Raw genomic sequence first — 23,439 nt, 5'->3', positions numbered from 1 at the left:
CAAGCTCACTACTATTTACATAGTGAGCCTATCTATTTCTATTTTTGTAAAACAGTTTCTAAAGATGCCGCAATGTTGAGAGCTTTTTCATCATCAGCAAAACCTGTCATCACAGAAATGCCTATAGGTAAGCTATGTAGTTTAGCCATTGGTATTGTTATATGCGGGTATCCTGAAATAGCTGAAAAGCTCGACACACCACCATTGCTATGATCACCGTTTATTTTATCAATCTTCCATGCAGGGCCTCTAGTTACTGCAATCAAAGCGTCAAGCTTGTGCTTTTTCAACAAGGCATCAATATTTTCTTTACCGGTAACCCGCTTTAACTTAGATTTCAGGTTTTTGTATCTTTGCGTGTTCATCCCTTCTGTTGCCTGAGACTTAACGAATATTTCTTGCTGAAAAAATGGCATTTCCCGTTCAGCATTTTGTTGGTTGAATTCGATTAACCCCTCAAGAGTTAAGCTATTTAATTCATTAGGTATATCGCTTGGTAAAGAAGAAAAGTAGTGATTTATTGAGGTTTTAAACTCGCGAAGTAGTTGCGTGTAGGAATCGGCCCAAAAACCATCGTAACTCTCAAATTTCAAATCGATAACTAACTCTACTCCATGTTGCTTTAACAATAGTTGGGCTTGTTTCATGATATCCGCCACTTGTTCGTGTTGTTCGGCAGAAGAATAAACAACGCCTAATCGCAAACCCTCTAGTGGAACAGGCGCAGCTACTTTTGATACTTTCTTTAGCCCACTTTGTGTCGTTTCTATATCTTTGGTGTCCATGCCTTGCATTGCAAACAATATACGTTTGGCGTCTGCAACGTTTTTGGTCATAGGTCCCGCTGTATCTTGTGAGGGCGAGATGGGCACAACACCAAAACGGCTCACCAACCCAACCGTTGGCTTAACCCCTACAACGCCATTAACTGCAGCTGGACAAGTTATTGAACCATTTGTTTCTGTACCTATTGCCGCTATTGCCAAATTTGCAGCAACCGCAGCCCCCGAACCAGAGCTCGAGCCACAAGGAGTTCTACTGACATCATGTGGGTTTTTCGTTTGGCCACCTACTGCAGACCAACCACTCGATGAACGTTCTGAACGAAAGTTAGCCCATTCGCTAAGATTGGTTTTGCCAAGAATCAAGGCGCCATTTTTTCGTAAATTTGCGGTGAGGGTTGCATCGCGTTTTGTGTTGTTATTTATTAACGCAAGTGACCCCGCCGTTGTAGGAAGCTCAAAACTCTCAATGTTATCTTTGAGAAGAATTGGCACGCCAAACAAAGCAGGGATATTCTGTTTATTGTATTGTGCCAATGCCTTATCTTGGTTCTCCGCTACAGTTAAAACGTTTGGATTTAACGCTATTACAGAATTGTATTTGTGATCTTCTCGTTTAATCTTATCTAAATAAAATTGAGTCAATCTAGATACGCTCAGCTCACCTTTAAGGTAGGCGTCTTGTATTTCAGCGATCGATTGAGTAGATGTGAATTGTTCGAGTTCTTGATCCGTCCATTTTTTGGCTTGAATAGCAAAGCTATTAAAACCCAAAACCAATGCCAATGTGGCCAAAGACGAAAAGCGATAATTAGATTTTATTTTTAAGAGCGACATACCGAGACCGTGGATTTATTGTTGTTTTATTCAACATATCAACGTCTTGGTCCCGGTGCAAATTTCAATCAGACCAACGGATAATTTTACTCGTTTAATAACCAGCCGTTTTCCGTTGCCTGGTCAATTTGACTTTGAACAAACTCCCACAGAGCCGGAGCCAATCCTTCTAAATATTGATTGCGCGCTAGTACAGCTGAACGTTTTACTTTGTGTTGTGCCCAACTGCCTCCGTCATTTTGCATGTTTTGGATGAGAGGTAAAATTCTGTCTATGGCTTTAGCAAAGCGGCCGTCCGCGCTGCTACATTCTTCAAACTCTCGAAATAGCGACTTCAAGTACCCAAACTGTTGTTTAGGTAATAAGCCAAAAATTCGATTAGCTGCGGCCTCTTCCTTGGCTTCTTGCGCAGCCAAGCCTGCTTCTTCCGCAAATGCAAATGTGTCACCAGCATCGATTTCGACAATGTCATGGATTAATAACATTTGGGTAACTCTTGCAAGGTTGACGGGCTCTTCTGCATACGGGTGTAAAACCTGTGCAGCCATTGCAATATGCCAACTGTGCTCAGCACTGTTTTCATATCGATTATCATCACATTTGATCAACGCTTTGCGTTTTACGGCTTTTAACTTGTCCAGCTCTGTAATGAAAGAAAGCTGTTGTTGTAAATCATAGCTTGGAGATATCACTACTCTTTGTTCCTATTGCTCGTTTTTAAGGGCTTGCTTGTAGTGTTTGCGGCACATTGATACATACCTGTCATTTCCACCAATTTGAACTTGGTCACCGTCGGCAATGGCTTTGCCATTTTCATCTGTGCGCAACACCATATTTGCTTTTCGACCACAGTGACACACGGTTTTCAATTCAATTAATTTGTCTGCCCAGGCCAATAGGTACTGTGCGCCTTCAAATAGCTCGCCCAAAAAGTCGGTTCGTAATCCGTAACACAGGACTGGAATTTTTAATTCATCAACAACTTGAGTTAGTTGATCGACTTGTTGTTTTGATAAAAACTGAGACTCATCAACCAAAATACAATCGACTTTTTTTTCTTTTAACAAGTCTAATACATCGGCTTTTAAATCTGTTTCGTTATTAAATATACGAGCAGGTGCTTCCAGACCTATACGCGAGGTAACTTTTCCAACTTCGTATCGATTATCAATGGCAGCGGTATAAATTTGGGGCTCCATGCCACGCTCTTTGTAGTTAAAAGAAGACTGTAACAAAGTCGTAGATTTTCCAGCATTCATTGCCGAATAATAAAAGTATAATTGCGCCATCGTACTCACATTTGGATTATTGTTTTTATGAAAGTCGACGATGCTACTTAAATAGCCGCCATTTTTAAAGTCAATTAAACAAAATAGCGGCCTACGGTGATAGCTTAGTGGAATTAATTAGATCCTGAACCTGAAATGACAGTAATAGTGTTTTTTGGCGGGGAATGTTTTTGTCTTCGAAATGACGTTTTGGCCAGTCACCATTGTCGTCAGAAACTATAAAAATCCGCTCTTTGTTATCAATAGTACAGGACGCCATCCCCTCAAAGTTATCGTAGTCGATAGCGGTTAAATCAAACACGTTTTTGGTGTTCACGATTTGATCCACTTGCCAATTGCTATAGTTTGGCTCAGCTAATAACGAGAATCTCAATCGAGACCCTTTCTCTCTTAACCAATCTTTCTCAAGTATTACTAATGTACCATCCTCTAACACGGTAGCGTCTTTTGGATTACTAACCGCTTGTAAAGTCCATGATGACTGCTTACTGTCTTTTTCTATGATGTTCATGGTCGCAGTTAATTCATCACGTTTTGTTTTTTCCCAGATGGAAATTATTGTGCCGTCTTTCAATTTAGCAATTGTTTCTAGTCCATCATTGTCCAGTCCCGATGAAGCTTGTTGCTTGTAAATTGTCGGAGTCACTTCAAATATGTTTCCAAATGGTGTTTTACTTGGATATAACCAAAGATCTCCAGTATCATCAAAGGACACTACATAACCGTCACCATTCCAAAATATAGATTCGGCGGCGCCTTTAAGTGTTGTCCCGTCCAACGCTTTAAGAGCACCTGATTGCGTAACAGTCATACTTCTTAAGTGGCCTTTTGGGTCAAACGTATTGAGGGTTTGGTACCACATTGAGCGCCGGACAGGTTGCAAAGCAAGTTCGTCCTCAGGTACTTGGCTGTAATCAGATACAAACAAAAATTGTTGGCAATCATCACTCGCCCACATTGCCGAAAACCCACCGCTTTGAGTTCTATCGATGTGGATCAATTGACCTGCGTCATGCGCTCCCGTAATGGTTTGGGAAACATAGGAAAATGGCTGGAATGTTTGCTGTTTTGAACTACTTGTTTCATCGGATGATGCTCCATGCGCAAAGCCGCTTAATAGCGACAGTAAAAGCACACTACTTGTCATATGCGAAGGCCTGATCTTAAAAAAACGGTCCAATTACCTTCTCCTGATTAACTTTTCAAAAAGTTAAAAAAATAGGCGACTAAAGCCGCCTAATACTAATACTTATCAAATCAACAAAATATCAATTAGTCACGTGTGGCACGTAACATCCACGAATTCTTCTCGTGAATTCTCATTCGATCGCCGACTAAGGCTGCTGTTGATTCGTCATCTGCTTCTTGGGCTAGTTTTAACACATCACGAGCTGTCTTGACTACTTGTTCGTTGCTCTTAGTTAAAATATCAACCATTACCCCTGCCGCCGGAACGCCTTCTGTTTCTTCAATTGAACTCAACCTAGAAAACTCTTTATAAGTACCTGGCGCAACAAAATCTAAGGTACGGATGCGTTCAGCTATATCATCGACAGCCAGAGCCAAGTCTGTGTACTGTTCTTCAAACATTAAGTGTAACTGTCTAAATTGAGGCCCTGTTACATTCCAGTGAAAGTTGTGAGTTTGTAGATATAAGGTATAAGAGTCAGCCAATAAGCGTTTTAACCCTTCCGCAACTTTACTTCTGTCTTCTGCATTGATTCCGATATTAATGTCAGTCATTAATTTCTCCTTGATTGCAAGTTTAAGAATGTCTCCTCAGAGCATAAAAAATGAGTGTTAACTCTCTTAATTCATTTAATACTACTCATACAATAGGTATATCGATCAATTTGATATTTTCAAGGGGTAATTTGATTTTTCATTAATAATTAATCTTTTACCTTTAAGTCAAAGACAGCTTTGACAGTCGAAGAAAAGACTAGGTCTTCGTGAATGTATTGACCATTTCCTCTTTTTGACGCTTCCATTCTCATCATAGTCGCATTGGGCTGGGCAACCATGCCTTCAAAGTTTGTCGGTTCGACTGCATCTATAGAAAAAATAGCTCCTAGTTGCGCCCCAAATGCATTGGCTAACCACTCACCCTGCTGTTTCGCGTTAGCAGTCGCAAGAAGCGTTGCACGGCGTTTGAGTTCATCGCTTTTAGAAGACGTTAATTCGATACCATTGATTTGGTTTATCTGTTCTTTTAATGACAAATCCATTACATCATTCATCATCGACAAATCTTTTAAATTAACGGACAACTGGCGAATAGCACGATAGCCTGCCAACGTACGAGGTCCATTAGCCTGGTATTCGTATTGTGGTTGAGTATAAATAACAGAGGCTACGATAGCGTCCCTCTCTATACCCAAGGCTAACAAACCATCAATATAGCGATTAACATTTTCATCAACTGCGTTTTTGGCTGCTAAGCTGGTCTTTTCAGTCGCATCGACTGATAGATTGATGGTTGCTCGATCTGGTTCGGTTGTGACTTCACCATGACCAATCACACTGATATGACGGCCACTATGCTTTGTTGCCTCTGAATTGACAGAAGAGGCCTCAGCTGAGTTATCAATAACAAAAAAGCCTACTACCAACAACAAAAAGAGAGTCAATGTTACTATCGATTTTGAACCACCAAATAAAGGGTTAAACACACTTTTCATTGCTCTCTCCTAAGGTTTAAATGAAATTACTTTAATTGTCCTGCAAAACTAGTCCCATACTCGCAAGATTGAACATTCAACAAGTCTGAAATAGTTTGTCCCATATCGGCAAACGTATCTCTTAGTCCTAAATTGACCTCTGCCATGCCATTTTTATAAGCAATGATCGGGACGTATTCTCTAGTATGGTCTGTTCCAGGCCAGCTTGGGTCACAACCGTGGTCGGCGGTAATGAATAAAACATCATCATCACGCAGTGCAGCTAACACTTCTGGAATTCGAGTGTCAAAGTATTCTAGTGCCTCAGCATAGCCTTTGATATCTCTACGGTGTCCATAGTCTTGGTCAAAGTTCACTAGATTAGTAAATATAATACTTTTGTCATCAGCTGTATTCATTTGCACCAGTGTTGTGTCAATCAATTCCTCTAAGCCTGTGGCCTTGTACTTTTCTGTAATACCCTGATGAGCATAAATATCAGAAATTTTACCGATGCTAATCACCTTATTTCCCGCTTCAGTATTGCGTTGAAGTACCGTTGGCGAAGGTGGCAATACAGAATAATCACGACGATTGCCAGTGCGCTTAAAATTATCTTCACTGTCACCTAAAAACGGACGAGCTATAACACGACCAATGTTATATTCATCAAGTAACTCTCGAGCAATTTCACAAAACTCATATAACTTATCAAGGCCAAAGTGTTCTTCATGTGCTGCAACCTGAAAAACGCTATCGGCACTGGTATAACAAATTGGCATACCAGTTTTAATATGTTCCTCACCATGCCAACGCAACACGTCCGTGCCTGGAGCATGGCGGTTCGCTAAGATACCTGGCACACCTGTCCTTTTGACTAATTCATCGATAAATTCTGGTGGGAAGCTATTAGTTTTATCTTTAAAGTAACCCCATTCAAATAAGACTGGCACACCCGCCATTTCCCAATGGCCACTCGGTGTGTCTTTGCCAGTTGAAAGCTCTTGCATGTGTCCATAAGCGCCTTCAACTTGGTGATTTGCAAAGCCATCAAAACTAATATTTTTGGCTTGTTCACACGCCTTTACCAAACCTAATTTGGCCAAATTTGAAATTTGTAAGATATGGTTGTGTTCTGATTTCATATGCTGAAATATATGAAACAAGGTATTTGCGCCGGTATCTCCAAACGCATCAGCATCGGCGGAGCTACCTATTCCAAGGCCGTCTGCCACTAAAATTACTACTCTACTCACAATTGATGCTCCTGTAATTCATAATACACGGGGCTCAGTCTGTCGTTGTGAACCCGCACTGGCTTACCCATTTTGAATTGCCGCTGTTCATCTATTCGGTGTGACTTACTAACAAGCATTACGTCTGAGGCCGTTGTGTCTGTGTTTAATACTAAATATATGGCTTCTTCTGAGGTATTCAAGCTAACCCAATCGCCAACGTGGACCGGCTTACTTAAATCGCTAGAAGCCTCTTTAAAATACCAACTCTTGTTGGCCATTGGCTTGAGATAATTGGTTGAAATGGTTGCGCACACCGCTAGAGTAAAAGCATGCTCTTCACTGATCGGAAGTGGTGCAAATTTATCACGGTGCAAACTATAAACAAACGCATCCGAGGTTGTGAAGCAGCTGCCACTTTGACAATTAGAAGTGAGCTCTGTTTGTTTAAAAGGTGTTTGAAACAAAAACTGCTCTGTTAGTTGTAGGGTTAATAACCCACTTTCTTCTATTAACCAATGCCAATCTACATTATTGGTTACAGCCAAAACCGCCTGCCCTGTTAATTGTCTGTTTGTTATACAGCAGAATATTAAGGGCAGGATCTCGTGTCAACTCTTATAGACCTTCAACTATATCTTTTATTAACTTAGGTCCTTGATAAATAAAGTTAGAGTATATTTGGACTAGATTCGCGCCTGCTTCTAACTTTTCTTTCGCTGCGGCTGCGCTACTAATACCACCTACCCCAATGATTGGAATGTCTTTGTTGATTGTTCGAATCGTTCGAATCACTTCAGTGCTCATTTCACGTACTGGATCGCCACTTAGACCACCCATTTCGTCTGCGTGTTCAAGTCCTTTTACCGCTTCTCTGCTCAACGTTGTATTCGTTGCAATGATGCCATCCATTCCCTGTGAGGTAATACAATCAACCACTTGCTCAATCGCTACTTTATCCATATCAGGGGCGATTTTTACTAAGACCGGAACGTATTTTTTGTGGGTGTTTGACAATTCTGTCTGCGCTTCTTTTACCGCTGACAGCAAGGTTGTTAGCGACTCCCCAAATTGAAGATCCCGCAGCCCTGGAGTATTCGGAGAAGAGATATTAACTGTAATGTAATCTGCATATTCATACACTTTATGCATACAAATTACGTAATCTTCATGCCCTTTTTCATTAGGTGTATCTTTGTTTTTGCCTATATTAATGCCTAATACGCCGTTGTATTTTGCGCGCTTAACATTTTCAACTAATGTATCAACCCCGCCATTATTAAAACCCATACGGTTTATGATGGCGTTTTTTTCTGGAATACGAAAAATTCGAGGCTTTTCGTTACCTGGCTGCGCTAACGGAGTAATGGTACCAATTTCAATAAAGCCAAAACCCATTTGGCCAAAGCCATCAATGCATCGCCCATTTTTATCTAATCCTGCCGCAAGACCAACGGGATTAGGAAATTTAATACCCAATACTTCTACCGGCTTATTCGGGACAGTCTGCTTCCAAGCATAACTCAATGGTGTGTTTGCAAAACGGCTTAAATTATCCAGTGCAAAGTCATGTGCCCACTCTGGGTCTTTACTAAACATAAACTTTTTGGCTAATTCGAAAAACATAGACTGATCCTTTTTATTTGCGACCGGATACAAAAACGCCCCGACGATACGGGGCGTATTTTATGCGAGTTGACGGTTTATTTAAACCGCTGTTTCACAGTGGTGACTCAACAACATCAACTCTCTAAGTGCTACAGAGAACTTGGCAAACTCGTGACTCTCAGTTGTCTTGAATTCAGCGATCATGTGCTCCCAGCGACCTAAGATGTGGTCAAAGGCTTGACGCCATTCATCGTACATAACATCAATGTCTTTGCTTGATGAATCAAAGTTAAGAACTGCACCAGTAAGTGCTCGTTGTTGCCAATCAAGCTCTTCGCGATAACTTGCACGAGCCAGCGCTTGCCAATGGTTACCAACTGGTTGATTGGTAATTTGGTCAAGGAACCAGTGCAGGCCAAGGTCAGAACCAAGTTTGAAGTACAATGAAGCAACTTGTTCAACCTTACGGCCAGTTACTGACGCAACATCGGTGATATCCATAACTGAGAATATCGAGGATAATTGAGCCACATAAGCAGCAATATCTGCTGGAACACCTTCTTTTTCAAAACCTTTTTGAGCCGCGTCCAACTGCGCTTTTTCTTTCTCAACTAAGTATTCACCAATGTGTGTAGTGATCTTGTCGAAGTTAGCTTTGTAATGCTCAATTGTTTGCGCCAAGTCCATTTGTTTGTTGCGATGACGCAAGAACCAGCGAGAAGCACGACGCACAGTACGGCGGATCTGATGAAGCATCTCAGTTTGAACAATAGCAGGAACTTTATTGTCTAACGCTTCGATTTGTTGCCATACGTCTTTAAGACCAAATACTTCCCTTGCCATCATATAACAGGTTAATACTTCATCTACAGTCGCACCCGTTTCTTCTTTCATACGAATAACGTAATTCAAACCCATGTCGTTGACGACTTCATTGGCAAGTTTGGTTGCAATGATTTCTTTGCGCAGTGGATGCTGTTGAATTTGTTCTGCGTATTTCTTTTGTAATTGCGGAGGGAATGCCCCAATTAACAACGGCGTGTAGTATGGATTGTCATTAATTTCGTCTATAGCAAACTGCTCTTTCAAGATCATTTTGCCATAAGCAACTAATACTGATAACTCAGGTCGAGTGAAACCCATGCCCTTAGCTTGGCGCTCTGCAATTTCTTCATCGTTAGGAAGAAACTCAAGGTCACGATCTAATTTACCTGCTTTTTCTAACTCATGGATAAAGCGCAGTTGTTCTTTTAATAAGCTCACACCTTTTAATTCGGTAATCGAAATTGTGTGAGTTTGACGATAACAGTCTTTAATAACGATTTTAGAAACGTCATCTGTCATATCGTATAACAATTGGTCACGATGCTTTTTCGTTAACTCGCCTTCGTTTACCAACTGGTTAAGCAGAATCTTGATGTTAACTTCGTTATCCGAACAATCAACACCACCTACGTTGTCAACGAAGTCGGTATTAATTCGGCCACCGTTTTGAGCAAACTCAATACGGCCCAATTGAGTTAAGCCTAAGTTACCACCTTCACCAAACATCTTGGCTTTTAACTCGCAACCATTAACTCGAACAGCGTCATTTGCTCTATCACCAACTAACGCATCGGTTTCAGACGTTGCTTTGACGTAGGTACCGATACCACCGTTCCAAATCAAATCTACCGGCATCTTAAGAACCGCTTTGATGAACTCATTCGGCGTTAGACTTACTTTTTTGGTGCCTAACATTTTTTTGATTTCTGGCGTCAATGTAATGGATTTAGCACTGCGTGAGAAGATGCCGCCGCCTTCAGAAATTAACGACTTGTCGTAATCTTCCCAAGAAGAACGCGGTAATTCAAACATGCGCTTGCGTTCTTTATATGACGCTGCAGCATCTGGGTTTGGATCGACAAAAATATGCATGTGGTTAAACGCAACTTGTAAGCGAGTGTGTTTTGATAACAGCATACCATTACCAAAAACGTCACCTGCCATGTCGCCAATTGCCACACAAGTAAAGTCTGTCGTTTGACAATCGATACCCATTTCACGGAAGTGACGTTTAACTGACTCCCAAGCACCACGAGCTGTAATACCCATTTTCTTGTGGTCATAACCGACACTACCACCAGACGCAAACGCATCGCCTAGCCAGAAGTTGTATTCTTCTGATATCGCATTTGCTATGTCGGAGAAGGTTGCCGTACCTTTGTCCGCCGCAACAACTAAGTATGTATCGTCCTCATCGTGACGTACCACATCTTTCGGAGGCACAACTTCACCATGAACAATATTATCTGTAACGTCTAGCAAGCCGCGAATAAAGATCTTGTAGCATTCTTGCCCTTCAAGGAAAAACGCATCACGTCCACCAGTCGTAGGCAGTTGTTTACAAACAAACCCTCCTTTTGAACCATTAGGAACGATTACCGTATTCTTTACTTGTTGCGCTTTAACTAGACCTAGTACCTCTGTACGGAAATCTTCCATACGGTCAGACCAACGTAAACCACCACGAGCGACTTTACCGCCACGTAAATGCACACCCTCGATACGCGGGCTGTATACAAAAATTTCGAATTTAGGGCGCGGCAGTGGGACCTCAGGAATTTGCTCCGGAAGTAATTTAAACGATATATAAGGCTTGTCAGAACCATCTTCCGCCGCTTGATAAAAGTTGGTGCGAAGGGTCGCGTCCATTAATGTAATGTATAAGCGAATGATTCGGTCGTCATCAAGGTTTGCAACGTTATCTAACTCAAGAAGTACTTTTTCTTTGAGCTTATCGTATTTTTTCTCGTTGGCTTTTCTCGGCTTGAACTTAAGAGTAAACAACTGAACAAGCTGGGCAGCAATCTTTGGATAGCGATCAAACGTAGATTCGATGTACGTTTGTGAGAACGTCACACCAATTTGACGCATATATTTAGCGTAAGAACGGATAACTGATGCTTCTCTTCCGCTCAACTTTGCACCAAGAATTAGACGGTTAAACCCATCGTTTTCAAGGTTGTTTTTCCAAACCGCATCAAATGCAGTCTGGAACAACTCTTGAGTGGTTTCAAAGTCAGAGTTGTCACCATTAGTTAAGCGCATGGTGAAGTCCATCACCCAGCTCGTGCCTACTTCTGTCTTAACTTGATATGGTGTTTCACCAATAACGCGTAGACCAAAGTTTTCTAAAATTGGCAACACGTCTGATAAATGGATAGGTTCGTCTTTGTGGAACAGACTCAAACGGACGGCATTTTTATCACTTTCTTCTTGAGGGCGATAAAACAACATGCTCAACTTGTTGTCATCACTTAGCTTCTCTAAGTGGCTGATATCAACAGTAGCTGTTGACGGTAAAACTTGGTCCTTATAAGACGAAGGAAACGCATTTGCGTATTTAGCCGCTAATGCTTTACCTTTCACACCGCCGAAGTTTGTAATTAACGCACTAGATAGTTTGTCATCCCATGTACGCGCCGCTTCAATTAAATTATTTTCGATGTCTTTCACGTTAAGTTCTACATCCTGGTCAGTCGCTCGAACTATGTAATGAGTTCGGGCCAATGGTGATTCTGAGAAGAAAGTGGTGAATTCGACTTCACCTTCGCTGTTCATTGCTTGCTGTAGTACGCGCTGTGTTTCGCGGCGCAACGCGGTGTTGTATCGCTCACGACGAACAAACACCATACAAGAATAAAAGCGACCAAAAATATCTTTTCGAATGAATAACTTAGTCATATCGCGTTCTTGCATTTGCAATACGCCTAAGGCTACTTCTGTTAAATGCTGTTCACTCGCTTGAATCAATTCGTCACGTGGATATGTTTCCAACACATTCATCAGTGCTTTGTACGCGTGACTGCCTTTCGCAAATGAGCTTTTTTCGGTAATTCTTTCAATCTTTTCACTTAACATAGGAATAGATTGCACACTTGCATTGTAAAACGCTGCACCATAAAGACCGATAAATCGGTGTTCGCCCACCACTTTGCCGCTCTTATCAAAGATTTTAATACCTACGTGGTCCATGTATGCTGGGCGGTGTACACGAGAGCGCGAGCCCGTTTTTGTAACAACCAAAATGTTATCTGACAATGCTTCTTGACGAGCCGCATTTGAAAAGCTCGACATCATTCTGCTTTGCTCTTCACGATGCTTTAATAAACCTAACCCAGTGCCTTCAACCGGGGCTATTTCCATATCACCTTCTACTGGAGTGACCTTGTATTCGCGATATCCCATCAGTGTGAAGTTGTGGTTAGCAAGCCACTCTAAAAAGGCAATATTAGTCTTTAAACTCTTTTGATCGGCAACTTTTGACTTTTTCGCTTCCTCAATGCACTCATTGAGTTTTTTCTGTACCGGTTTCCAATCGTCTACCGCAATACTTACGTCTTCTAATACTGACTTCAGTTCGGTAGATAAGGCTTTGATTGCTTTAGTGTCAGTTTGACGGTCAACTTCAATTAAAAACACCGTCTGAGTATGCGTCGATTTTTCTGAAGACTTAACGTCTAAGAATGACACAACGGCACCTGATTTATCTCTGTTTACTTTAACCGGTGTATGGATAAGTAAATGAGACGTTATATTTAAGCGATTCAATGCCATTCGAACTGAATCAACTAAAAACGGTAAATCATTAACAACAATCTGAACTATCGTGTTCTCAGATTCCCAACCGTGCTTTCCTAATTCTGGATTGTATACCTTGATAAAAGGTTGATCAGAATGAGCCTCATTAAACGCATTGAACAAGCTCAAAGCGGCGCCGTACAATTCAACATCAACCTTTTGTTCTAGGTCTTGTTTGGAGATATTTTCATAAAGAATAGACGCAAACTGCTCTACATGTGTTTGGCGCTCTGTCGGCAGTTTGTCTTCGATAAGCTTTGAGACATTTTTAAGAATGACAGATGAGGAATTACGTAACAAGGTCATTACAGTTTCCTTATAACTATTAAATGCTGATATTTGTTATATTTTTTTACCCAACAAGTGTAGCCCTAATCTAGCGTTAATTAAAACGAAATTTTTCAATGTGTTCGCATTAGGATCACTGTTCGGATCTGTTGAATAACAAGATATGCAGCACCAATAAATAAAAAAGCGACAAAACGTCGCTTTTTTAATTATTTATGCAATATCAGCTAGATAAATTATTTTTTAATCCGCTGTATTTTGTTTGCGCCAAAGGAAGCTAGCAAGCGCAGGAAGGACTAAAATTGCGCCTAACATGTTAACTAAGAACATAAAGGTCAACAATATACCCATATCGACTTGGAATTTAAGTGCCGAGAACACCCAAGTACTTACCCCAATCGCCAGAGTCAAGCCAGTAAACAACACCGCACTACCGCGCTCTTTAAGAGCGTTAAAATAAGACGTTCTTAAGCTGTGGCCATTTCGTAATGACTCAACCATAGTAGAAAGAATGTAAATACCGTAATCAACGCCTATACCAACTCCTAAAGCAATTACTGGTAATGTCGAAACAGTCAAACCAATCTCTAATGATGTCATTAACGCTTGTGCTAAAGTCGAAACAACAAACAGTGGTAAAACAACTGATATCGTTGCTTTTACTGATCTGAAGCTTAATAAACAAAGTGCAATAACGGCTCCATAAACGTACCACAACATTGGAATTTGAGCCGCTTCTACCGCTTCATTCGTTGCAGCCATTACACCCGCAGAGCCCGAAGCCAAACGGAATGTCACTTCGTCATTTTGCATCTCTTCACGAGCTTTTTTGACTTCGTCAACAATACGCTCGATAGTTTCTGCTTTGTGATCTTCCAAAAACAGAATAATTGGCATTACGCTACAGTCTCTATTCAACAGGCCCGTACTCGTTTCTATACGTGCAGTAGATTGAACTAATGACGTTGAGTTGCGAGGAAGCGTGCGCCAATTTAAGTTACCTTCGTTAAAACCAGTGTTAACCACTTTGGCCACTGAGCTAAGGCTGACGGCTGATTGCACTCCCTCAACATTTTCCAGTCGCCATTGGAAGCGGTCTATCTGGTCCATCACAGAGTGATAAGTACAGCCGCTTTCTTTGGTTTCGACGATAACTTTTAGAATATCTGTTGAAATCGCATACCTGTCGGTGATCAAAAACGTATCTTGATTATAGCGAGAATCAGCATGAAGGCTCGGTGCACCAGCTTGCATGTCACCTATTTTCATGTCTTGGCTTTTAACAAAACCAAACGCGTACAACACAACCGTTATAGCAATTACCACTGATGCGACTTTAGGCTTTGTCAACGACGACATCGCTCGCCAAATATGATCATGGGAGTCTTCAGGTTGCGCTTTAAACTTGTTTTCAAAGTCAATGTAAGATGCTAATACAGGCATTAAGAATAGGTTAGTAAATATAATAACCGCAACACCAACACTTGCTGTAATTGCCAACTCACGGATAATTCCGATTTCAATGTTGAGCAAGGTTAAAAAGCCCACAGTATCTGACAATAATGCGATACCACCTGGGATCAATAATTTAACAAAACTTGCGCAACTCGCTTCTTTTGCTGTCATGCCCTCGTGAACGCGCTTACCAATCGAGTTGATCATTTGCACGCCATGACTGACACCGATTGCGAATACCAAAAACGGCACCAAAATCGACATTGGGTCTAAACCGAAGCCCATCGTATTTAACATACCCAGCTGCCAAATTACGGCCATTAAAGAACAGACAATCGGCAAAACAGTTAACATTACCGAGCGGCAGAAAAACCAAACCATTAAACTTGTAATCGCAATGGCAATCGCAAAAAAGACGAGTACATCTTTTGCACCCGCAGCAACATCGCCGATCATTTTTGCGAATCCGATTATATGAATCGATATTTTATCGTCTTCAAACTGACCGCGAATTTCTTTTTCTAACTTATTAGCTAACGCAATGCTATCAAGGTTTTCACCCGTTTCTGGGTTTACTTCTAACAGTTGGCTCGAAACCATTGCACAAGAGTAATCATCAGATACACTTCGACCAACGATACCGGCTTTTTCAATGTTTTGTTTGACTTGTGCCAAGCCCTGCTCGTCTGCTTGGAAATCAGCAGGAATAACCGGACCGCCAGCAAATCCATCTTCTACAACCTCTATAAATCGAGTGCTTGGAGAATATAAGGAGTTAACAAGCGTACGGTTAACCCCTGGGATAAAGAACAACTGATCATGAACTTTCTTCAAAGTATCAAAGAAGTGCGGATTAAAAATATCACCGTCGCGATCACACACTGAAATATAAACGGTGTTTGCACCACCAAATTCTTCACTGTACTGCACATATGTCTGCATGTACTCGTGTTTTAATGGGATGTTTTTGTTAAAAGAGGCATCCAACTGAATGTTAGAAGCCTGATAACCTAGCACTGCGGTCAAAATTGCAAAAAGTGCAATGACCAACAAACGCTGTCTAAATAAGAAATTTTCGAGAGATTGGATAAACATGTGCGTCTCTTTTTACTTTATTTCAGAAATTAACATCGTTTTAACGCCAGCTTCTGTCGCTAAAACTAATTTATCTTTTAAAACAACACCAGACATAACCGCTTTACCATCATCAAAAATATGGTGTTTTAACGCTTGGTTTACCTTACCCATATAAAGATTGCCCGAATTGCCAAACAAAAACATCTGTTCGTTATTCAGCAACACATCATTCAATGTCGCTTTACCAGGCAATATTTCACCAGACCAATCTTCGCCTTGTTCGACAAACAAGTTGCCTCGAAGGCCTGCAACTATCAATTGTTGCTCATCGCTTTTTGCTTTTTCTACTGCGAAAAAAGAGCCGTAATAATCAATTTCGAGACGCTGCCAATCTTTACCTTGATTGCTGCTTTTTGCCAAAAAGCCAGCCTCTCCTGCCATATACCAAGTGTCACCTTTAATTAATAAATCATTAAAATGTGGCAGTAAGTATTGGCGCTCGCGCTCGTAATTTTCTGGTTCAAATTCTTTAATGTCTTGTAAATACAGTCGGTCGTCTTCTCTTAATAACTCATCTTGGAAGAGACTTGTCCAAGTTTCACCGCCGTCTCTACTTTCGTAATACAGTCCATAAGCACCGACTGCAACAATTTGGTCAGCCGCCCCAGACACAGACAACAATGGTCGGTCTAATTCAGGCTGATAATTTACTAATGTCCAATTTTGACCACCATCGGTGGTTTTTAAAATAACAGCATCATGGCCAACGGCATACCCTGTCGTTTCAGATACAAATGCAACTGAAGTCAATAATACACTTACTGGAACGTTTGCCTGCTGCCATGTTTCACCGTCAGAAGAGATCAAAATATGACCGCGTTCGCCCACGGTGACAACCTTGTCATTAATTAGAGTGATATCGGTTAAAAGGCGCTGTTTAGCTAGGTCACTTTGGATAGCTGGTATCGGTTGAGGACCTGTCTCTGCTACAACGGATAGGCTCAAAATAGAGCTTAATAATAACGTCGGAAAGTGCAAAAGGTTTGTCATGTAACTCAATGTAACTTTGTTTAGAGGTTGAATAGAGGAGTGAGAAAACGGTTGGCAGAGCCAACCGTTTTTACAGTGTTTAGCGATTTGCGCGACGCAGTGCCGCAGGTGTGAAATCGCTAGCATTTTGTTCAGTTTGGAAATCATACATTTCTTGCTCATTGTCTAAACCAATCGCGATATAGCGTCTTGAGTTTAGATCATAATATGCATCTAATGTACTCCAGTGTGTCGGAACTTCATAATAGTTGATACCGTATGCTACACCAACGCGATAAAGTTCATCACGGTTGTCATACAGATCAGCGATATGGATTTGCCAGCTGTCTTCATCAATGTAGAAGGTACGCTTTTTGTAAACATGGCTGATGCCATCTTTTAATGTTGCTTCTACAACCCAAACACGGTGTTTTTCCCAACGTACTAAGTCGCTGTTAATGTGACCAGGCTTGATGATGTCAGTATACTTTAATGAATCACTGTGTAACTTGTAGCTGTTGTAAGGAATATAAACTTCTTTTTTCCCTTTAAGCTCCCAGTTGTAACGATCTGGAGCGCCGTTGTACATATCGAAATCATCGGTAGTACGCAGACCATCAGATGCTGTTCCCGGTGCGTCATATGCTACGTTTGGTGCACGACGAACACGACGTTGACCTGAGTTATATGTCCAAGCTTGACGAGGCTTTTTAACCTGGTCCATTGTTTCGTGAACTAATAACGCTGTACCAGCCAGACGAGCTGGTTCAGTTACGTTTTGCTTAAAGCGGAATAAAATGTTGCTCTCTTCAAGCTCTTCAGGTGTCGCACCTTTTTTAGAGTATTCAATTGCAATCGCTTCATCAAAACCGATATAGGTAAAGTCACCGTCAGCAGTAGGAACAGCTTGACCACCGTTACGAGTAGTTTGCTCACCGCGATAGCGAAGAATGTGGTTCCAGATAGCTTCTAAACCGTTTTGTGGAATAGGGAAAGGAACACCAATAGCAGCACCAGTAATGCCGTTACCACCTTCCACTAACTCTGCACGTGATGCATTTGCAATAGTTGCATCGTAAACGTGTTGAGGGAACGAGGCTGTACGACGAGTTTGGTAAACGTTCATTTTGTATGTATCAGGGTACGTTTCGAACATTTTAATCAAACCAGGCGTTAAATGCTCTGCATATTGCGCTTTGTTTGCGTTAGTAATTGTGAATAACACCTTGTCACCAGAAAACGGGTCCGGGTGGTGCATACCAATTGTGTAGCCAGCTGGAGGTGCAGTAATACCGCCCTTCCAAGCCGGAATAGAACCATCTGCATTGGCACCCATAACGGCACCGTATGGCGTTAGCTCTTTACCTAGTTTCGCCGCTTCCGCCGGCGCAACTTTGGCATTAGCTGCTGCAGAGGCAAACGCCAATGCAACAACTGAAGATAATAGAGTAATCTTTTTCATCTTTTTATCCTTACAGCGAATACTTAACATTGAAAGACACATAATCACGATCTTCTTGGGTGTTTGAATTGTTTACACCGCCATAGAAAGTGTTATACGAGAAACCAAAAGAGAAGCTGCTTTGATAATCTACTTCTACCGCTAAGCTAGCTGACTTTTTGTCTTCAATGAACAAATACAATGGGTCAGGTGTAACACCATCAACATCGTGAGAGAACGTAAAACGTGGTTTAACGTTAAATGAACCCATTACACGGTTAATTTCACCGGCTAAAATCAAGCGGTAGCCCCACGCATCTTCAGTTGGGAATACTTGATCAGCAACACCGTTTTGAACTCCGTTTAATACACCTGCCGCAACGTCGTCGTAACCTTGGATACTACGTGCTGTACCTGGCGCATTGAATGCTAGTACTTCTGGGTCTGGCAAGTCTTTAACTTGGATGTAACCTACTTCAAATACAGCATTGAAGTTATCCATACCAAAACTTGGACCGAACGAGTGAATAGCCGTTGCCTGTGCTTGTAATGTATCAAAACGACAGAAACCATCTGCAGTTTGACCTAACTCAGGAGATTGAATATCACAACCTTCTACTTGAGTACGGCCGTATTGAGATAAGCCGTCTAATTCGCCACGAATACCAGCATTAGCTAACTGTTGTGGCATTGCAGCAAACAATAACTCAGCGTCATCGATTTGGAACGGTTCGTCTTGACGGTAAGAGATCTCACCAGAAACCGCGGTAGTACCAATTGTCGTATTGAAGCTGAAGCCGTATAGCTTGATGTCTTCAGGGAATACGATGATACCTTTAGTAAATGCATTTAAGTTATTGAACTGTTCAACCGACAAACCACCGTTTGCTTGTGACAACGCGATGTTTTGTAAGTCCGCACCAATTGCTGCTTGACTGAAGTCTGACGCAACACCAGAAATCAACGGACGACGGCTGTGATAGTTGATGTAGTAAAAACCAAACTCAGTGTAGTTAAGATCTTCCGCAAACCAACCTAGTTTTAAACCGTACTGGCCGCTGTCACTTGCAAACTGATCGCCTTCATTATTGCGAATCGCAAACTTAGTTGCGTAACTTAGATACATGTTGGCAGCTGTAGTTTGGTCGACCATTCCGCCGCCAAGCATTGTGCCGATTTCATTTAGGCCTGCCATCAAACCATCGCGATCTAAATCTGGGTTTGATGCAAAGTTAAGTTGGATGTTGTTGTGTTGACCACCTTCACCAGCGAAGTCATTACTTGAAAAGTAAGACCCTGGAGCCGGAAGATACGTTTCTTGCCATTCGTATTGATAAAACGCTTCTAATGAGAATGCTTCACTTAGACCCACGTTCGCCCATACCATACCAACCGGAATAAACGCTTCTTTTAAGTCTGCGCCAGGTGCACGTAAACGCGCAATATCAACAGGGCTTACGTTGATACCGTGAGGAATTAGTGTACTCTCACCCCAAGATAAAACTTGCTCACCAACACGAATAGATACTGGGTTTGCACCGTCGTTAAAATCGAAGTCAGCATATAAATATGCGTCTAAAACACGAAAGTCTTCACAAACTAATTCTTTGGCTTCTTCATCACGACAAACATCGTAAGATTTGCCTGTTACCGGGTTTTTGTGACCGATACCTTCAGCAGCAAAATCTTTGTAGTACATGAAGCTAACTACGGCACCGTAGTTGTCACCGCGAACATTTAATTCATGAAAGCCTTTTAAAACTTCAGAAAAAGCTTCACCTGAATCGTAGTTCAGGTTACTTAAATCACCGTTTGTTGAGTATGAACCCTGTTGCGCCCAAACATCGGTATTTGCATATAAAGGTGCATAACCTTTGTAACCAGCCCAGTCAAATAATTGGTTATTTGACTTACCAATGTGTTTATTAAAATCGCGGTCTTCAATACGGTACGCTGCACCTGCAGAAAACGTCGAGTCGAATGTGACATCAAAATTCCCTACTTTAAAGCTAGCGGCATTCGCCCCGACTGCTCCCATTGCCAATAAAGCACTAGCCACACTAAGTGCTAAAGGCTTGAGCGCAATTTTACGTTCCCCTTTACTCATATGTTTCTCCCCTGTCCCCTTAGGTTTAATTTTTTTATTTTATTTGAGGAAATTAAGCTCATCGGATGAGCAGAATTAATCTAATAATTACACCATTTATAATGGCACGCAAGACCTAAGTGCAATTACTCTCAACTAAAATTGTTACTTCCATTACTTTTTTATTACTGTTTTTCTAATTTTATAAATTTGTTCTGCTCATCAAGATACAGCTTAAAAATTCCACGAACGCCCGAGTTTGTCATAAACGGCCTTATATGCCTTGCTGGAAACATTACTGTTTTTCCAACATCTGACATTACTTTTAACGAAGTATAATGACCTTGATAATACTCTTGGCACTCACGCGCAGACAAATTGATCGCAAAACGAAATACTTTGTAGCCCACGACCTTATTCCATTAATTTGCCAGTGCAGAATGCACTTTTTCGTATAAATCTTTTGATAGCTCCGTACTTGAAAGTCTCAGCAACACGCCTTTCATAAGCGCTACCCTTTGCTCATCATATCGTTGATAACTCAGTAAAGGATCGATTAGACGGGCCGCTAATTGTGGATTTTTGGCGTCTACATCGGTTAATAGTCTCTCTAAAAACAAATATCCCTTACCCGACAATGCGTGGAACTGTGCTGGATTTCTCATCACAAATGCACCGTACAAAGATCGGATTCGATTAGGATTAGATGGATCAAATTCTTCTTGAGACGCCCAATACTCCATCATTTGATAAACCTCGTCACCATTGTACGATGCAGCTATTTGACAAATTTTATCAAACACTAATGGCTGTTGGCTAAAGCTCTTGTGCATTTGGTTCAATAAATCTTGAACCAAAGCGTCACCTAAATTTAATGACGCGTTTAGTGCGCTTACTCGCTCTGTCATATTCGGAGCATTGTCATACACACTTCTCAAAATACTCTTAACTTCTTCACCATCGCTAAAAGATAGGAGGTTTAATAAGCTTGCTTTCAACGAACGTTGGGCAACATTTTCTTTGTTGTAATCATTATTTACAGGCCCCATTTCAGCAAGTTCATTTCTAATTGCCTGTTGAGTCTGTTCTGTTACTAGACTTGGAATTAATGTTCTTGTCTTTAAGATAGCGTCTACGTTAATTTCATCAAAAGCTTCAGCAAGACTTTGGAATGAAGGAATAGTCAGTAGCTCAGCGCGAATGGCTGGATCTAACTCTTGTTTTAAGACAATATCAATTAAACAGTTGACCAACGTACGGCCAGCTTCACCATCTGCTTTACCCTCTTTAGCGACCATTTGCCACAACGTTTGTAACATATCCCATCGACAAAACGCATCACTGGCATTATTGATGATTAGTTTAATATCACTTAAAGGTAACGAACGTTTTACTTTTACTGGTGAAGAAAAGTCTTCAAAGAGTACAGTCACGACGTCTTGGTCAGTTTTGATTTCTAATTTACCTTTGTGCTCTTCTAGCACAAATACGCCTCGTTCCACTTGCTGACCTGTGTGTTTATTTAGGACTTCATATTTGACAGGAATCGTTAATGCTTTATACGCGTCATCTCTCCCATAAATACGCTGACTAAATTCGACAGTATAAACAGATCCTGTTTTGGTCTCTTGTATGGTTAACTCTGGCGTACCTGATTGGCTATACCAACGAGAGAATTTACTTAAATCTTTATTGTTAGCATCAGCCATGGCAGACACAAAATCATCGCATGTCACTGCTTGACCATCATGTCGCTTAAAATACAAATCCATCCCTTTGCGGAACCCTGACTCTCCGAGAAGACTGTGCATCATACGAATGACTTCAGCCCCTTTGTCATAAACAGTTACAGTGTAAAAGTTATTCATTTCGATAACTTTATCGGGTCTTATCGGATGCGACATAGGGCCAGCATCTTCAGCAAACTGCATGGTCCTCATCACTCGAGCATGGCTGATCCGCTCTAGGACGGGGTTACCCATGTCGGCACTGAACTGTTGGTCTCGAAAGACGGTTAAACCTTCTTTCAAACTCAATTGAAACCAATCGCGACAGGTAACTCGATTACCCGTCCAATTGTGAAAATACTCGTGAGCTATTACCGACTCAACACCATGGTAATCAGTATCCGTTGCGGTTTTTTCATCCGCTAAAACATACTTACTATTGAAAATATTCAGTCCTTTATTTTCCATTGCGCCCATGTTGAAAAAGTCAACTGCAACAATCATATAAGTATCTAAGTCGTATTCTAAACCATACTTCGCCTCATCCCACTGCATGGACTTTTTCAGTGATTCCATCGCATGATCGGACAAATGCAGGTTACCCTTATCTACGTATATTTCTAACGATACTTCACGACCACTTATCGTCGTATAGGTATCTTTTAACAGATCAAAATTCCCGGCTACCATAGCAAACAAATAACTTGGTTTCGGAAATGGATCATTCCATGTAACAGAAGTTAAACCCGTTTTATGATCTTTTTGTTTAGCGATTAAATTACCGTTCGCTAAAATATGAGGATACTGCTCCTCATCTGCAATTATGGTTACTGTATAAATTGAAAGAACATCAGGACGGTCTAAAAACGGTGAAATTCGTCTAAACCCTTCCGCTTCACATTGGGTGCAATATGCACCAGCAGACAAATAAAGCCCCTCTAAAGCTGTGTTCGCTTTGGGATTGATTTCTGAAACTATAACGACCTGTGCTTTTTCGAACGCTCTGTTGATCGTAAGTTTACCATTTTCATAAACAAACTCATCAGGGCTGAGGCCCTCGCCATCGATTTCGATTTGTACAACCTTCTCGACCTCTGCATCTAGTTCGAGTGAGTTGTTATGGACACCGTTTTTTTCAACGACTAGTGAGGCTTTTACTTGGGTTTGCTCTGGGTCTAATTTGACTTCTAAATTTGTCGTGGGGATCAAAAAAGCCGGAGGCGTATAATCAGCTCGATATTTTGCTTGATTTGCTGTAGTGGAAACTGAGTCTGTCATAGATAAACCTTCACAGATAACAAA

The 23,439-nt window shown here is 41.2% G+C and carries 16 protein-coding genes; all 16 read right to left on the bottom strand.

Going from position 1 to position 23,439, the window contains the following annotated elements; genetic code table 11:
• Positions 1-38: 38 nt before the first annotated feature.
• Complete coding sequence (locus J1N51_RS01260) at positions 39-1,619, bottom strand: amidase (RefSeq protein ID WP_208832200.1); 1,581 nt, start codon at positions 1,617-1,619, stop codon at positions 39-41.
• An 86-nt stretch (positions 1,620-1,705) separates the two neighbouring features.
• Entirely contained in the window at positions 1,706-2,311 is a 606-nt protein-coding gene (locus J1N51_RS01255; protein WP_232842832.1) for an HD domain-containing protein, read from the bottom strand.
• Positions 2,312-2,323: 12 nt separating this feature from the next.
• The gene (locus J1N51_RS01250; RefSeq protein WP_208832199.1) at positions 2,324-2,908 is read right to left on the bottom strand and encodes a thymidine kinase; all 585 of its coding nucleotides are present in this window, start codon (positions 2,906-2,908) and stop codon (positions 2,324-2,326) included.
• 91 nt (positions 2,909-2,999) lie between these two features.
• The gene (locus J1N51_RS01245) at positions 3,000-4,055 is read right to left on the bottom strand and encodes an esterase-like activity of phytase family protein (RefSeq protein WP_208832198.1); all 1,056 of its coding nucleotides are present in this window, start codon (positions 4,053-4,055) and stop codon (positions 3,000-3,002) included.
• A gap of 125 nt (positions 4,056-4,180) precedes the next feature.
• Positions 4,181-4,651, bottom strand: coding sequence for a Dps family protein (locus J1N51_RS01240; protein WP_208832197.1), 471 nt, complete (start codon positions 4,649-4,651; stop codon positions 4,181-4,183).
• A 149-nt stretch (positions 4,652-4,800) separates the two neighbouring features.
• Complete coding sequence (locus tag J1N51_RS01235; protein WP_208832196.1) at positions 4,801-5,589, bottom strand: SIMPL domain-containing protein; 789 nt, start codon at positions 5,587-5,589, stop codon at positions 4,801-4,803.
• A 26-nt stretch (positions 5,590-5,615) separates the two neighbouring features.
• Complete coding sequence (locus tag J1N51_RS01230; RefSeq protein WP_208832195.1) at positions 5,616-6,824, bottom strand: phosphopentomutase; 1,209 nt, start codon at positions 6,822-6,824, stop codon at positions 5,616-5,618.
• On the bottom strand, positions 6,821-7,351 hold the full coding sequence (locus tag J1N51_RS01225; RefSeq protein WP_208832194.1) for a cell division protein ZapC domain-containing protein: 531 nt from the start codon (positions 7,349-7,351) through the stop codon (positions 6,821-6,823). Before J1N51_RS01225 ends, J1N51_RS01230 begins: the two co-directional genes overlap by 4 nt.
• A 70-nt stretch (positions 7,352-7,421) precedes the next feature.
• On the bottom strand, positions 7,422-8,429 hold the full coding sequence (pyrD, locus tag J1N51_RS01220; protein ID WP_208832193.1) for a quinone-dependent dihydroorotate dehydrogenase: 1,008 nt from the start codon (positions 8,427-8,429) through the stop codon (positions 7,422-7,424).
• Between the two features lie 81 nt (positions 8,430-8,510).
• Complete coding sequence (locus J1N51_RS01215; protein WP_208832192.1) at positions 8,511-13,340, bottom strand: NAD-glutamate dehydrogenase; 4,830 nt, start codon at positions 13,338-13,340, stop codon at positions 8,511-8,513.
• A 225-nt stretch (positions 13,341-13,565) separates the two neighbouring features.
• Positions 13,566-15,872, bottom strand: coding sequence for an efflux RND transporter permease subunit (locus J1N51_RS01210; RefSeq protein ID WP_208832191.1), 2,307 nt, complete (start codon positions 15,870-15,872; stop codon positions 13,566-13,568).
• A gap of 12 nt (positions 15,873-15,884) precedes the next feature.
• Positions 15,885-16,904, bottom strand: a complete 1,020-nt coding sequence (locus J1N51_RS01205; RefSeq protein WP_208832190.1) for a WD40/YVTN/BNR-like repeat-containing protein — start codon at positions 16,902-16,904, stop codon at positions 15,885-15,887.
• 79 nt (positions 16,905-16,983) lie between these two features.
• Positions 16,984-18,345: a DUF1329 domain-containing protein gene (locus tag J1N51_RS01200; RefSeq protein WP_208832189.1), complete on the bottom strand. Its 1,362-nt coding sequence runs from the start codon at positions 18,343-18,345 to the stop codon at positions 16,984-16,986.
• 10 nt (positions 18,346-18,355) lie between these two features.
• Positions 18,356-20,431 (bottom strand): DUF1302 domain-containing protein, encoded by a 2,076-nt coding sequence (locus tag J1N51_RS01195; RefSeq protein WP_208832188.1) that lies wholly within the window; start codon positions 20,429-20,431, stop codon positions 18,356-18,358.
• Between the two features lie 164 nt (positions 20,432-20,595).
• Positions 20,596-20,820, bottom strand: a complete 225-nt coding sequence (locus J1N51_RS01190; protein ID WP_208832187.1) for a DUF2835 domain-containing protein — start codon at positions 20,818-20,820, stop codon at positions 20,596-20,598.
• Between the two features lie 12 nt (positions 20,821-20,832).
• The gene (pepN, locus tag J1N51_RS01185; protein WP_208832186.1) at positions 20,833-23,415 is read right to left on the bottom strand and encodes an aminopeptidase N; all 2,583 of its coding nucleotides are present in this window, start codon (positions 23,413-23,415) and stop codon (positions 20,833-20,835) included.
• Positions 23,416-23,439 lie beyond the last annotated feature (24 nt).

The sequence above is a fragment of the Psychrosphaera ytuae genome (assembly GCF_017638545.1).
Lineage (GTDB): Bacteria > Pseudomonadota > Gammaproteobacteria > Enterobacterales > Alteromonadaceae > Psychrosphaera > Psychrosphaera ytuae.
The sequence above is the reverse complement of the archived record's forward strand: the minus strand, read 5'-3'. Positions and strand labels throughout refer to the sequence as shown.

Coding starts and splice junctions, on each gene's coding strand:
- J1N51_RS01260 (WP_208832200.1), bottom strand. CDS start 1,619: ATGTCGCTCTTAAAAATAAAATCTAATTATCGCTTTTCGTCTTTGGCC.
- J1N51_RS01250 (WP_208832199.1), bottom strand. CDS start 2,908: ATGGCGCAATTATACTTTTATTATTCGGCAATGAATGCTGGAAAATCT.
- J1N51_RS01245 (WP_208832198.1), bottom strand. CDS start 4,055: ATGACAAGTAGTGTGCTTTTACTGTCGCTATTAAGCGGCTTTGCGCAT.
- J1N51_RS01240 (WP_208832197.1), bottom strand. CDS start 4,651: ATGACTGACATTAATATCGGAATCAATGCAGAAGACAGAAGTAAAGTT.
- J1N51_RS01235 (WP_208832196.1), bottom strand. CDS start 5,589: ATGAAAAGTGTGTTTAACCCTTTATTTGGTGGTTCAAAATCGATAGTA.
- pyrD (WP_208832193.1), bottom strand. CDS start 8,429: ATGTTTTTCGAATTAGCCAAAAAGTTTATGTTTAGTAAAGACCCAGAG.
- J1N51_RS01215 (WP_208832192.1), bottom strand. CDS start 13,340: ATGACCTTGTTACGTAATTCCTCATCTGTCATTCTTAAAAATGTCTCA.
- J1N51_RS01210 (WP_208832191.1), bottom strand. CDS start 15,872: ATGTTTATCCAATCTCTCGAAAATTTCTTATTTAGACAGCGTTTGTTG.
- J1N51_RS01205 (WP_208832190.1), bottom strand. CDS start 16,904: ATGACAAACCTTTTGCACTTTCCGACGTTATTATTAAGCTCTATTTTG.
- J1N51_RS01200 (WP_208832189.1), bottom strand. CDS start 18,345: ATGAAAAAGATTACTCTATTATCTTCAGTTGTTGCATTGGCGTTTGCC.
- J1N51_RS01195 (WP_208832188.1), bottom strand. CDS start 20,431: ATGAGTAAAGGGGAACGTAAAATTGCGCTCAAGCCTTTAGCACTTAGT.
- pepN (WP_208832186.1), bottom strand. CDS start 23,415: ATGACAGACTCAGTTTCCACTACAGCAAATCAAGCAAAATATCGAGCT.